Annotated in this window: 8 protein-coding genes and 1 tRNA gene; 5 read left to right on the plus strand and 4 right to left on the minus strand. The window is 56.4% G+C overall.

All coding sequences use genetic code 11. The features are described from left to right. The first annotated feature begins 184 nt into the window (after nucleotides 1-184). The 3 genes from Pla52nx_RS24490 to Pla52nx_RS24500 are packed head-to-tail and all read left to right on the plus strand — an operon-like array spanning nucleotide 185 to nucleotide 5,433. Nucleotides 185-2,044, plus strand: a complete 1,860-nt coding sequence (locus tag Pla52nx_RS24490) for an efflux RND transporter periplasmic adaptor subunit (protein WP_197455001.1) — start codon at nucleotides 185-187, stop codon at nucleotides 2,042-2,044. After that, nucleotides 2,031-3,146: an HlyD family secretion protein gene (locus Pla52nx_RS24495; protein ID WP_146522821.1), complete on the plus strand. Its 1,116-nt coding sequence runs from the start codon at nucleotides 2,031-2,033 to the stop codon at nucleotides 3,144-3,146. Before Pla52nx_RS24490 ends, Pla52nx_RS24495 begins: the two co-directional genes overlap by 14 nt. 22 nt (nucleotides 3,147-3,168) lie before the next feature. Further along, nucleotides 3,169-5,433 carry an HlyD family efflux transporter periplasmic adaptor subunit gene (locus tag Pla52nx_RS24500; RefSeq protein WP_342190251.1) on the plus strand — a complete coding sequence of 755 codons (2,265 nt, stop codon included), beginning with the start codon at nucleotides 3,169-3,171 and terminating at the stop codon, nucleotides 5,431-5,433. Here Pla52nx_RS24500 and Pla52nx_RS24505 read toward each other — a convergent pair. Both Pla52nx_RS24505 and Pla52nx_RS24510 read right to left on the minus strand, forming a co-directional pair. Then, nucleotides 5,415-7,247, minus strand: a complete 1,833-nt coding sequence (locus Pla52nx_RS24505) for a PQQ-binding-like beta-propeller repeat protein (RefSeq protein ID WP_146522956.1) — start codon at nucleotides 7,245-7,247, stop codon at nucleotides 5,415-5,417. The genes Pla52nx_RS24500 and Pla52nx_RS24505 overlap by 19 nt on opposite strands. Before the next feature lie 137 nt (nucleotides 7,248-7,384). Next, nucleotides 7,385-8,308 (minus strand): NAD(P)-dependent oxidoreductase, encoded by a 924-nt coding sequence (locus Pla52nx_RS24510; RefSeq protein ID WP_146522955.1) that lies wholly within the window; start codon nucleotides 8,306-8,308, stop codon nucleotides 7,385-7,387. Nucleotides 8,309-9,113: 805 nt separating this feature from the next. Here Pla52nx_RS24510 and Pla52nx_RS24515 point away from each other — a divergent pair. After that, a complete protein-coding gene (locus Pla52nx_RS24515) occupies nucleotides 9,114-10,499 on the plus strand; it encodes a hypothetical protein (protein WP_146522954.1) in 1,386 nt (461 codons plus the stop codon). Between the two features lie 43 nt (nucleotides 10,500-10,542). Here Pla52nx_RS24515 and Pla52nx_RS24520 read toward each other — a convergent pair whose 3' ends face one another. Further along, complete coding sequence (locus tag Pla52nx_RS24520; protein ID WP_146522953.1) at nucleotides 10,543-11,556, minus strand: DUF1573 domain-containing protein; 1,014 nt, start codon at nucleotides 11,554-11,556, stop codon at nucleotides 10,543-10,545. 564 nt (nucleotides 11,557-12,120) lie between these two features. Here Pla52nx_RS24520 and Pla52nx_RS24525 point away from each other — a divergent pair. Further along, nucleotides 12,121-12,203 (plus strand) — tRNA-Ser (locus Pla52nx_RS24525). Here Pla52nx_RS24525 and Pla52nx_RS24530 read toward each other — a convergent pair. Beyond that, nucleotides 12,204-12,593 carry a tyrosine-type recombinase/integrase gene (locus Pla52nx_RS24530; RefSeq protein ID WP_231742611.1) on the minus strand — a complete coding sequence of 130 codons (390 nt, stop codon included), beginning with the start codon at nucleotides 12,591-12,593 and terminating at the stop codon, nucleotides 12,204-12,206. Nucleotides 12,594-12,687: the final 94 nt, after the last annotated feature.

Raw genomic sequence — 12,687 nt, forward strand, 5'->3', positions numbered from 1 at the left:
ATGTGCCGTGAAACGCTGGTGAAACTGAACTTTTGCTGAAGCAGGTGTCCGTTTGATGACGCGGACTGACATTTCGCCGATGGAGTGGAATTCGTAGTCTGCTATTTGCTATCCCTGTATCCCTCCTTTTTTCGGCTCGCCACCTGCGTCAACGGTCCCGATGAACCCCAGCCATCCACCATCCATGACCGCCGACTCGATCTGGGCTCAATCCCCAGCAATGGTGGAGCGATTGGAGCTGGCAGGACAGTCTTGGGATCAATCTGCTGAATCAATCGAGTCGTTTTGCTTGGACGCGTTGCGTTCGCTGACACAAGTGGTGTTGGCGGACGCCGGTCGCATCCTGCAGACGGTTCCAGGGGCGACAACCACAGAAGTCAACCGGACTTTGGCTTCGCTAAGTCCGCAGGATCATGTGTCCGTCGTTCCGGCCGACAATGAAATTCGCATCGAGAGGCCGTTGTTCGCCGCTCAGAGGTTGGTGCTGGAGTTATCTCCAAGTGGGCACCTGGATCCTGAAACTCGACAGGCCGCCCGGCACGCCTGTGAAGCGGTCTGCGGCGTGGTCGTCGACATGCTGAACCGTATTCAGATGGCATCATCGGAGGTGCAGCTTTCCCAGCAGTCCGCTGCGTTGCAACTGATCGACCAGCTCGGCGGTGAACCCGATGCACTGATACGATTGGCCAGAATCTGCCAGTGGTTGCAATCGCAGTCCGGCGATGATCGAGTCAGTGTCTTAGAAAGCAGCGGCGATCGTTTTCGCATGTTGACCGCCTCGGTCCAGCCCAGCCCTGATCGACACGCACGTGTGGTTGCCGCGATCGAGTCGCTCGTGCGTCACTTGCATCGGCGTTCATCCGCCGGCCTCGCCATGCGGTTGCGAACTTCTGATGCGAACGATGAGATCGAGCGGCATTACTTTGCCGTGACCGGCTCCATCTCAACTGGTCTCATTCCCATTCACGCGAAACCAAGTTCTGCTCAGGGTGTCGGCGCACTGATCGGTGTCGTGGTCTGCGAACGCTTTTCTGAACCTGAGAGCGATTCCCCGCAAATTGTTTCGCAAACCCTGCCGCAGTCCACCATGGCATTGATGGAAAGCCTGGTCAAAGACGCCTTGATGATGCGATCACTTGGCGTGGTCAATCGACTCTATCTGAATGCATCCAAGCGACGACGATGGTTGATGGGGGCTGCCGTGGCGTCGGTCCTCGCGTTCTTGCTTTGGCCAGTGATGCTTGTTGTCGAAGCGAACGGATACATGGAGGCTGTAAAACATCAGACAATCTATGCCCCCGCGGATGCAGCGGTCAGCGAAGTCCTGGTCGTGGATGGCCAGTCGGTTGCACTCGGCGAAACGCTTGTTCGCTTGCACAGTGACGAAATCGACCAGCACCGCACGGCATTGCAAGGTGAGCTGGCGGCCGTGACGGCCAAGCTGCAAGTCGCGACGTCGCGGCGCTTGGATTCAGCCGACCGACGCGAACGTGATGTCGACTTGGCGGCGTCGGATGAGAAAGTCTTGCTGGTCGAACAAGCGGCGTTGAAGGAGCAACTTGCTGTCCTCCAACGACGGCAGGATTCGTTGACGCTCCAGAGTCCGATCGCAGGGATCGTCCAACATTGGCAACTGGAGCAGTCACTCGACTCTCGCCCGGTTGTCCACGGCCAGCCATTGTTCAAAATCGCAGACGTTGAATCTGGTTGGACGGTCCAAATGGAAATCTCCGACGCTGAGATCGGTTTCGTACAGTCGGACGATCAGATGAAACGGCCGTGTACCTTCCGAGTTCGTGCCAATCCAGACATTCAGTTTCACGGAACGGTCGATCGGATCGCTTCGACGACCCAGTTGGATGATCAAGGACTCAGCGTGGTCAGCGCGGAATCTGTGATCGTCATCGACGATCAAAACCTCCTCGGAACAAACATTTCGTCCGGTACCACGGTGGTCGCCTCGATCGACTGTGGCCGCAGGACTCGCGTCTTTGTTCTCTTTCGTCATCTCATTGGTTGGGGACGTATTCATGGTTGGTGGTAGTCACGACAACGCAACCCGTTTGCCACACTTCACGCAGCACGCACTGTGGCTGTGTTTCGTCGCGTTGATCTGCGACTGGATACCGGTGGCTTCTGCGGAAACGATCGTCATCGATGGCTTGGTCGCCAAGCTGTCGTTTGAAATCGATGTGCCAGCCAGTGAAGCCGGCCCATTGATCGAAATGAATGTCCGCAAGGGTGACACGGTGGCGTTGGGCGAGATCGTCGCCCGCGTGGATGATCGTCATGCCGTACTGCAAAGTGAACTGGCTGGCGTGGCACACGAGGTGGCCCGGCATCACTTGGCGGCGTTCAGCGACGACAAACTCGCCGAAAAAAAGCTCGAAGCAACTGAGTTGTTGCAGCAACAGCAACGTTTGTTGGCTCAAATGGCCCAAGACAAGGCGGCCAACGAAACTCAGATTTCATCGGCCGAGAAATCCGCTGCGCTGGCAAAGAACGAATTGCAACGCGCGCTCAAGGCACGCGAGACGTTCGTCGATAGCGTTTCAGAGTCCGAACTTGAGAACCTGAGGCTAAAGGTCGAGCATGCAGAACTCGTCCGCCAGCAAGCGGTCGCAGATCAAAAATCCAACTCGCTGGCCGCTGATAGCGAAGACGCTGCGGTGCAGTTGGCCACAGTGGAGATCGAAAACGCAAGACTGAAGCTGGCCGATGCGGTGTCGTCCAAGAGCCTCTTGCGGCTGAATCTGCAAGCCAAAGAAAAAGAGCTGGCGTTGTCGAAACTGGCCGTGGAACGATTCAAAATCGTCGCGCCAGCCGACGCCACAGTCGTGGAAGTTTACCGGATGAACGGCGAATGGGTCCAACCAGGCGAAAAAGTGATCCGCGTCGTCGGTCTGTCTCAACTGCACGCGGAAGGTTTCTTGGCTGCTGGGCAGAGCACCAAGCTACGACGAGGCCAAAAGGTGCAGTTGACGCTCAGCTCCGAACCGTCGACCCAAGTGGTCGGCGTCGTTGATTTTGTCAGCCCGCAAGTCGATCGAATCAACGACGAAGTGCGTTTCTTGGTTCGATTTGAGAACCCCGGAGAGCGGATTCTGCCCGGGATGAAGCTGTCCTTGTCCGTGGATGATCGGTGATGCCGGAGCAATGGTGGGCATCATGACTGAACCAGTGATCGATTCGCGTTTGCGTCCGGACTTGCAGTTTCGTCAGCTTTGGTTCGGCGGGCAACATCACTGGGTGGTCAAAGATCCGATGTCGGCGACGCTGTTTCACTTGAACGATCGAGACTACCGACTGCTGCAGTTGCTCGCTGGGCCGATCACGCTTGCTGAGCTGACCCGGCGGGCAAAACGAATTGTTTCACCGGATACGACCAGTACTCAAGCATTGCAGAGCTTTTATCAGCAAGCCAAACAAAACTCGCTCTTGATTTCCAACGCAAAGGGCAGTGATGCATTTGGCCGAACTGCAAGCCGGTCGATTTCACCGCTGAGCCTGCTGGCATTGCGTTTGCCTGGTGTGGCAGCGGATCGATGGTTTCGTCCCCTCGGCGAAATCTGCAGGCCGTTGACCGGGCGGTTGTTTTGGTTGCTGTTGGCGATGCTGTGGTCGATCGGGCTGATGATCGTGATCACCCACTTACCTGCCATCAGCACGCAGGTGGCGCAAGTGGCGATGCGCGGCGGCGGATTGTGGTGGATGCAGTTGCTGATCGTGATTTCGGCGGCCAAGATCATTCACGAAGTAGCACACGGAGTCGCCTGCACGTTATGTGGAGCGCCGTGTCGCGAGATCGGCGTCATGTTTTTGGTCGGCACTCCGTGTCTCTACTGTGACGTCACGGACGCTTGGCTAATCCCCCAGCGTTGGAAACGGGTGTTGGTTTCGGCCGCAGGGATGATCGCGGAAATCACACTTGCGTCTCTCGCGGCGATCGTTTGGTTGGCAACTCATCCGGGAACGATCAATGACCTGTGTTTGATGATCATGGTGGTTTGCACGGTCAGTACCGTCCTGCTCAACGGCAATCCGTTGTTACGTTATGACGGCTATTTCATTCTCGCCGATGCTCTCCACGCTCCTAACCTCGCCTCGCGTTGCAGCAGGTCCCTGCTGAGGCTCACCCGACGGTGGGTTTGGGGGCGTGACGCGACCCAACACGAAAATGTCAGTCAAGCCACCATCGGCCGTCATCTTGGTCGTCCTTGGTTGATCACGTATGCCGTCGCCAGTGGTGTTTATCGCCTATTTTTGATGGCCGCCATCGCCACGTTGATCTATCAATACACCGCTCGATTCTCCGTTGCTTGGCTTGGTCTCGGCCTGGCGGTCGTGTTGCTGCTGAGCCTCGCCTATCGAATCATCCACGCCATCGCCCGCCGACCAACCTCGGTCAACGAATCGACCGCGAGAGTTCGACCATGCGTTGTCCTGGCGATCCTTTCGGTTGTTGTGATCGTGATTCTGGCTTTCCCGTTTTCGCGAACGGTCGTATCGCCTGGAATCCTGATTCCGGCGGATTCTAAAGATGTCGTATTGGCAAGCTCGGGTGACGTCACGTTTGTGTTGAGCGATGGCGACGCAGTGCGTTCCGGAGAAACGATTGTCCGGCTACAGAATCCGGAGTTGCAGTTGAGTTGGCTCCGCGCCAAAGCGAAACGGGATGCGACCGAACAACGCTTGCAGTCTTTGCGTCGTCAAAAATCAGATGGTCCCTTGGTTTCACAGCAAATCCTGATCGAACAAGAGCACCTGGAGTCATGGAACGCTAAATGTGCACTCATTGAGGAACAAGCAGAACAGCTGCAGGTGGTCGCCGAGCGTGACGGTCGCTTTTACTCAAAGCTCTCCAACGCGGGAAACAGGGACTACAAGATTCGAGGTGTCGCGGCCATGGCACCTCAACGGATGGATGAACATCATCTGAACATGCACCTGCCCGCTGGCACGGTGATCGGACAGATCGGGTCCGAGCACCAACGTGTCATTCACGCCTACGTCTCCCAGCGAGACATTTCGGCGGTGCGGATCGGTCAAACAGCAAGCCTGAATCACCCATCACTCTCCAGCGAGTCGGTCAACGCAACGGTCCAGGGCATCTCCAGCACGGCATTGTCAGAATTGCCGGCGGAGTTGGCAGGGGCAGTTGCGGTGGCATCGACCCACGACTTGATTGATGCAAAGGGTCCACATTCAGTGGTGTATCAGGTCCGCTTGCTTTGCGACGCACAACAAAAAATCGCATTGCCCAGTCGTTGCGTCTGCAGCGTCAGCATCAACACGCAGCGCCGAAGCCTCCTATCGGTCATCCACCAGTACGTCAGTCTTTCTAGACTGACGCGCGGATTAGGGGTATGTCAGCCTGGAAAGGCTGACGTACTTGGAAAGGCTGACGTACTTGGCTACTCGACGCGTTGGTAACCGGGCAGTTCGTAGCACGCCATTTCTTCTGCATTGCGGACCAGCAGTTTTCCGTCGACGATCACGGGGTGGTTCCAGGTCACGCCTTCGAGAGCTTTGATCTCCGCGATCTCTTCGTGCTTCTCGGGGTCGGCGTTGACCAACAGCACCTTGCCCTTCTCCGTCAATACCAACAACACGCCCATTTCTTTCAGCAGCAGAACCTGTCCGTTGCCGTAGCGACCTTTCTTCCAATTCTGATCACCGGTTTCCGCATCGATGCTCATGAAGATGTCACCATCGAAACCGTACAGGTGTCCTTCGTAGTAGACACTGTCGTTGAAATAGGGTTTCAGACGCGATGTCCACCCTTCTGTGGCCGTCCAGTTCCCGTTTTCGAATTGGACATCGATTCGACGAGTTCCGTTTCCGTATCCGGTTCCCAAGTAGACCGTGTTGTCGACGACCAAAGGTTGCGTGACACGAGCCATGTCGCCGATGTCCCAAGCGTGTTGCCACAGGAGTTCGCCGTTTGCCGGATCGAGAGATTGCAGGCCACGATTGCTGGAGATCAACACCTGTTGCACGCCATCGATTTCGGAGAGCTGCGCCGAACTGTAGCCGTGTGTACCGTTGTTGGCCGTCCAAACGACTTCGCCACTTTCGCGATTCAATGCCACAACGCCTTTTCCGTCACCGCCTCCGGCAAACACAATCACCAGTTCATTGATGACCAGCGGCGAACTTGCGAATCCCCACATTGGCATCGATGCGCCGAGGTCGTCGATCAAGTGATACTGCCAGAGCGATTGCCCGGTTTTGGCATCCAAGCATTGGACCAAACCGGCGGCACCGGTCGCATAGATTTTGCCCGAACGATAGGTGGGAGTCGCCCGAGGTCCGATGCCACCCATGGACGCGGTAAAGCGTGCGGAGATTTCGTTCGTCCAGATCGGCACGCCGTCTTGCAGCCGATATGCCGCAACGACTTCCGTCTGATCCCGCTGCTCTTGCGTCACGATCATCGGTCCGATCACGCAAAAGGATGACCAACCGGGGCCGACATTGCGCCGCCAGATTTCTTTCGGCGGATCGGCCTGCCAGTCCGTCGCGATTCGAACACTCGTCAAAATTCCGTCTCGACGCGGACCACGAAACTCAGCCCAATCGCCTTCAGCATGCTCCTCAGGCAGCGTGATTACCGCTTCCGGAGATTCGTCTTGCGACTCCAGTTCCGCCAAAAACTGTTCCTCCGCCGTCGGTGACCAACGCGTGGCCAAGCCGAAGTGAAATGAGGCGTCTTGGTCCGTTGCACGAAACAGCAACGATGCAAACATGCTGACGCTGAAACCTATCCATCCGATCCAGCCGCGACGTGGCCAAGCGACACTCGCCGTGACGCTCAGCAATGCGATCAAGACCGTTAACGAGATCGGCAGCAGATACACCAACACGATGATCGGCATCGATGGATCACTGGCTACGAATGTCAGAATGATGGTGGCGATCGCAAGGAACCAGCCCACGAACCGATGGCTCAGCGGCAGACGTCGCGAAGCGAACCACCAGATGGAAAGCAGTAGCACTCCAAGAATCGGGCCACCTTGCATCGACACAAAGTGGATCAAAGTCAACGGGACGATCTTGCCAGGCACGATCAGCAAACACCACATCAATGCCACCAACACGATCGCCGGAGTCATCCACAAGACGTACTTTGCCGTGCTCGATGCGTTGGTCGCAGGTTCGCCGTCGGCCGATGGCTCCACAGCGCGATAGGGCTCCATCGTTGGCGAATCTTGGTCGTCGGCTAGGTGGGACGTTTCATCTGGCATCTTCGGAGGCTTTCTCTTCCAAGTGGTATGGCAACGAACAACAATCGTGTCAGTGACAAAGCAATGCAAAGCAAAGCAATGTGACTATTCGTCAGTGTTCTGCATTATTGGCGATGAGGAAATGGGCTCGCCAAAAATCAGTCCGAACCCTGAGCCCATTGCATCGCATTGAGCTTTGCCAACGCCAAAACCAAGGATTGGGTTCCGTCTTTGGCGTGCCCTTGCGCGGCAAGTGCCTGATACAGTTGGTGCGCCAGCGCGAGTCCGGGCAAGGCCAGTTGCATCCGAGCGGCTTCCTCCAACGCGATTCCCATGTCCTTGATGAAATGCTCCACATAGAATCCAGGGGCGTGGTCTCCGGCAACCATGCGGGGTGCCAAGTTCGATAGAGACCAACTGCCCGCGGCCCCCGACGAAACACTTTGAAGCACCGTGTTGATGTCCAATCCCGCTTTCTGGGCATACAAGAGGCCCTCGCAAATCGCGATCATCCCGCTGGCGATCAACGTTTGGTTGACCATCTTGGTGTGTTGGCCCAAGCCAGGTCCACCTTGATGGACGATGGTTTTTCCCATCAATTCAAACAGCGGCCACACTCGCTGCACCGCACCGTCCGCGCCACCGATCATGATCGACAATGCCGCGTTGCGAGCCCCCGTGTCGCCACCACTGACAGGCGCGTCGATCGAATCGACCGATTGGGCGGCAGCCCGCTGGGCGATCTCTTCCGCCAAACTCGGTTGGCTTGTTGTCATGTCCACGACCGTCATGCCGGCTTGAGCACCCGCGAGGACTCCCTGGTCGCCCAAGATGACTTCCCGCACGTCGCCGGGGAAACCCACGATGGTAAAGACCACGTCACTCTGCTCTGCGACTTCTCGCGGCGAGTTGGCCACGGTTGCACCCAAGGCGGCGAGTGGTTCCGTTTTGCTAGCAGTTCGATTGTAGACGGTTGCTTGGTAGCCGGCGTTGATCAAGTGTCCGCACATGCTGCGGCCCATCACACCGGTCCCGATCCAGCCGATGCGAGTATTGCTAGGATTGATTTCCGAGGGCGTCATGATTTTCAAATGAGTGAGAACAAAGGTACGTCAGCCTTTCCAGGCTGACACAAGTATCTAGTACGTCAGCCTTTCCAGGCTGACCGAACCCTATCCCGGATGATTCATAACCCGACGCGTAAGCGAGGGATACTCGGTAAATCCCTCGCTTACGCGTCTGGTCATGAAAAACAATCTGCATTTCCCAACGATGTCACAACTCATTGTCAAGCATCTGATTGCGTAAAAATCAATCATCCGCATGAATAATCCGGGCTAGTGCATCGTCCAGTCTTAGAACGTGGGTTCGGTAGATGAGCCGTTTTGGCGTTAGCCACGGTTTTCGTGACACAACCGTGGCTATCGCCAAAACGGCTAACCCCAAAATCAAGACCGGACGATGCACTAGGCAGTGTCAGGCTAGAAAGCCTGACGTACAAGAATCCTGACGTATAAGAATCCTGACGTACAGGCCAGAGAACTCGTCTTGCGCCGCAAACCCCGCTCCTGGTACCCTCGCGGCGGCGAATGCCCTCCCGATGCCACAGGTTCTGCACGTATGAGCCTTCACGGCCAATGTCCCCAATGTCAAAAATCTCACCGGCTGACTTCATCAGATCTCGGTCAGGCATTCTGCTGCGCCTGCGGAAAAACGCTCGCTCCAACCACCCTGAGCGAAGATTCCGTGATCTCCCTGCAGTGTCAGCGTTGTGGAGCTGACTTCGCTTTCGACCCATCTGGTGCCGGCGAAACGATCACGTGCAAATGTCGAAATCGATTAACCGTTCCCAGCGTCGTGCTGAGAGTCGTCGAGTCGACCCCACAAATGGCAGACACCGTCGAAGATGCGGAAAACGAAAACGCCGCAGCCGAGAGCTCGATCGAGCAGCAAGCCGAGAGCAGTCTTGCGTCTTGGGAACGAATGAGCACATCACGTACGATGGCCACTCCTGGCCGTCCGCTTCAGGGTTTTGTCGGGCAAGAGTGCCCAACCCACGACGGTTCGCCGCAACCTCAATTCAGTCCGGCGACACTAGAAACCGATAAAAAACAGCGGCGCCATGATCAGGCGGAATCCGAACCTGAACGCGATCAAGAGATCGAACAGGAATCGACCGCGGTGCCAGCGGAGCCTGAGCAGCCAGCGGAGCCTGAGCAACCAGTGGAACCCGAGCAACCAGCGGAGCCCGAGCAACCAGCGGAGCCCATCGTTTACAACGCGTCGGAGAACGAATCGACTTCGACACTACTCGCAGACGATTCGGAAATGGATTCCGTCGGCGATTCGGTCAGCGAACCGGTCAATAACGAAACTCCAGCAACTCAAATGTTTGCGGTTCAGTGCCCTGGGTGCAAGACACGGTACGAAGTTCCCGCGACGGCGCGAGGCGAAGAAGCCGAGTGTGAATGTGGAGCCATCTTCCTGATGGTCGGTGACCTTTCGATCGTCGATGCAGCACTCTCAGCAGGCTTCAGCGTCCTGGACCCCTTCGCAGCTACAGTCGACCGAAAGAAATCGAGTGGCACGGACATTGCGACGACGCCATTTGTCCCACGTGAACCGTCCAGACCCGCCGTTGACTCAACCGTTTCCGTTGACAATGGCCTGCGACAAGTCCTTCCGCATGATCCGAAGGCACGACCCCTCAAACGCCCGTTACGCTTCGTCGCCGGTCTGGCTTGCGCGGCGCTGATTGCATTGACCGTGACGTTGATGCGATCGCCCAAGAATGAATCGGCTTGGGTGACGGGACCGAAATCTGATCGAGTCGCGGGTCAGCCACGCATCGCGCTGCCCATTCCGCCCAACGACACACTGCACACCACCGCACCAGCGCAGAAATCCGCTGGGGGGCAGACAGCGCACACGCACGCAGATGACATCGTGACACCGATGCTAAAATCGATCGGGCGGCGTGCAATGGATTTGCTGGGGCAGTCGACCGTAACGCGAGATGATTGCTCAGCGTTCGCCGAATCGATTCGCCCGCTCCAGCAACATCGACAGCAACTCACAAAAGAACATTTCCGTTGGCTTGGAGAGACATGGCGTCAGCTTTCCGAAAAAGCCACCGATGAGGAGCTCAGAGAGCTTTGCCGCATCAAAGCCAACGCGGCCTTTGAAATGGCCGCGTCTGGAGCAAGCAGTTCATCAACTGCCGATGAAAACATTGTCACGCGTCAGCAGGACCAGAAGACCAAGAGCCGTTGATCGGCTCTTTGGTCAAACTTCTCGGGCAAGCTATCGCGACGGTTTACTCTTCGCGAACGTCAGCCGTCAAAATCGCTTTGGCAGTGACCGATTGGTCTCCCTTTGTCGTGATCGCTACAGCAACCTTTTGTGGTCCTGATTCACCAGTCGGCGTGAATGAAGCACGCACGATGTGACGAGTCTTCTCGCCCACGGTCGGTGCAAACTCGACATCCCAGCCTTCGCAAGTGATCGAATCGATCGTGAATGGGCTGACGCCTTCGATCACCAACATCTTGGAGACGCCTTGGCCAAGTTTCAGGCTACCCAACGCAATCGCTTGCGGCGAGATGCTCAACGGGCTTTCCACTTGACCTGAAACCCTGAATGGGACGTCGGGTCGCTTGGTGTCGTTGGTGATCACAACGATCTCATTCTGGAAATACCCGGTGGGAGCGTCTTCACGAACCGTCACGGCAATCTCATATTCGCAACGACCTGCCCCACGGCTGACCAAAGTCTTCGATGGCTGCAACCATGGCAGATTGCTACGCACGTCCACGATGTCCCAGTCATTTCGTCCCGCGTACAACACACGAGTCTTCGTGGTCGCTGCATCACCTTGATTGATTTTGCCGAAACTGATTTCACCGGGATGGAAAACCATGTCACTGCGGATGTAACCGTCAACGCGAAGTTGCACTTCGGTAAAGAACGGTTCATCGATCACGACGGTCAACGTCGCTCCTTTCTTGCCGCGAAATGTGCCGGTATTGAATCGAGCCAGGATCGAACCTGCTTGCCCTGGTTCGATGTACTCCGTCTGAATGATCGGGGTCGTGCATCCGCAGCTTGCGCGAACTGATTTGAGATGCAGACGTTGGCTCAGCGGATTGAACACCGTGAAAACGTGCTCGGTCTTTGACGCCACGGCGACCGTACCGAAGTCGTGGTTTCGTTCTGGAAACGCGCTATCGGGCCACTGGGCCCGTTGGGCGACAGGAGCTTGGGCAACCGCCGTTCCTGCGAGGCAAGCGATCGTCAACGTCAATAAAATGTTCTTCGTGGCACGGAACATTGTGTTCCCCCGTTTGTGCGATTGATATGGTGCTGCGATGGTCGTGCGTGCGTCAATGCCGAGGCCCCCCGCGTGGCGAATTCTTGCTCGCTCAAGTGGGCCGTCAACTCGATGCTGGAGAAAGGTTAGGTCATAACCAAGTTGTGCAAGGACAATTTACACAAAATCCTGGCATGAGCTTGACTTTTGGCGTCCCTAGCCGCCGACACCCCAATTTAACGGGTGTCTCCGCCCCTTCTTCCCAAAAGTTAACGCAGTTGAGCGGCAGAACAAGCTAAACCAGCCGATTTGGCGACGAATATTGCTTTATCAAGCTCTGCCGGTCAGGAAGGATGGTGGTGATCGCGAATTGTAGGCAATCGGGGCTGGATGGGCGAGTTGGCTACGAGCGTCATTTCGTTGGCGATCGCTCCGAGAACGAGCGTCAGCATTTCCAAAAAACGAAAAACAAACGGATCAGAACGCTGGTGACTCGCTTGTCGCGAACCCAAATTCTGGTCTAGACTCTTAGTCAGCAATGGCAAGACCATTGTTGCCCCGCCCAGCGAAACTGGGTGAGGACCAGGAGGATAAGCGAATTGGCAAGCAGACTGATTCGAAATCAGTTGCCGGGCAACCGGTTGCGGGTTCGAGTCCCGTGTCCTCCGCTATTTTTGAGAGATGCGATCGAGGGTGTCACCTAAAACGGCACCCTCGTCGCGCTTCGGCACAGTTACGAACGTATCCAACGCATCCAGCATCTCGCCAAGTTCGGCCGTAGGCTGGGCGGCCCACAATGCATCTCCCGTGCGATCAGCGTTGATCCCGACGTAGTACTTCAACGTGGTTTCAATCGATTCATGCCGCATCAATTGCTGCAGAACAACCGGCATCACTTTCGGTGCCCAACGAGCCCCAAAACTGCGTCGAAAGTCGTGAGCGGTCGCATGCTGCTTTGTTCCATCGGCTCGCTTTCGCGCGACGATGACGTTGGCGGCTTTTCCCGCATCGCCGATGCGTTTATCCATCGTCAACGATGGAAAGGCTGTCTCGACCATTGATGGGCCACTTGAACACCCGTCCATGACGCTTTTTGGGAGGCACCGACCGAAGCATCGCCACAAAGTCGGGAGCGATCGGAATCATCCGATC

The organism is Stieleria varia (assembly GCF_038443385.1).
GTDB classification, from domain to species: Bacteria; Planctomycetota; Planctomycetia; order Pirellulales; family Pirellulaceae; genus Stieleria; species Stieleria varia.

Excerpts from the sequence above, each read along its gene's own strand:
- Pla52nx_RS24515 (WP_146522954.1), top strand. The coding sequence starts at position 9,114 with ATGGCAGACACCGTCGAAGATGCGGAAAACGAAAACGCCGCAGCCGAG.
- Pla52nx_RS24530 (WP_231742611.1), bottom strand. The coding sequence starts at position 12,593 with ATGGTCGAGACAGCCTTTCCATCGTTGACGATGGATAAACGCATCGGC.
- Pla52nx_RS24510 (WP_146522955.1), bottom strand. The coding sequence starts at position 8,308 with ATGACGCCCTCGGAAATCAATCCTAGCAATACTCGCATCGGCTGGATC.
- Pla52nx_RS24500 (WP_342190251.1), top strand. The coding sequence starts at position 3,169 with ATGACTGAACCAGTGATCGATTCGCGTTTGCGTCCGGACTTGCAGTTT.
- Pla52nx_RS24495 (WP_146522821.1), top strand. The coding sequence starts at position 2,031 with ATGGTTGGTGGTAGTCACGACAACGCAACCCGTTTGCCACACTTCACG.
- Pla52nx_RS24505 (WP_146522956.1), bottom strand. The coding sequence starts at position 7,247 with ATGCCAGATGAAACGTCCCACCTAGCCGACGACCAAGATTCGCCAACG.
- Pla52nx_RS24490 (WP_197455001.1), top strand. The coding sequence starts at position 185 with ATGACCGCCGACTCGATCTGGGCTCAATCCCCAGCAATGGTGGAGCGA.
- Pla52nx_RS24520 (WP_146522953.1), bottom strand. The coding sequence starts at position 11,556 with ATGTTCCGTGCCACGAAGAACATTTTATTGACGTTGACGATCGCTTGC.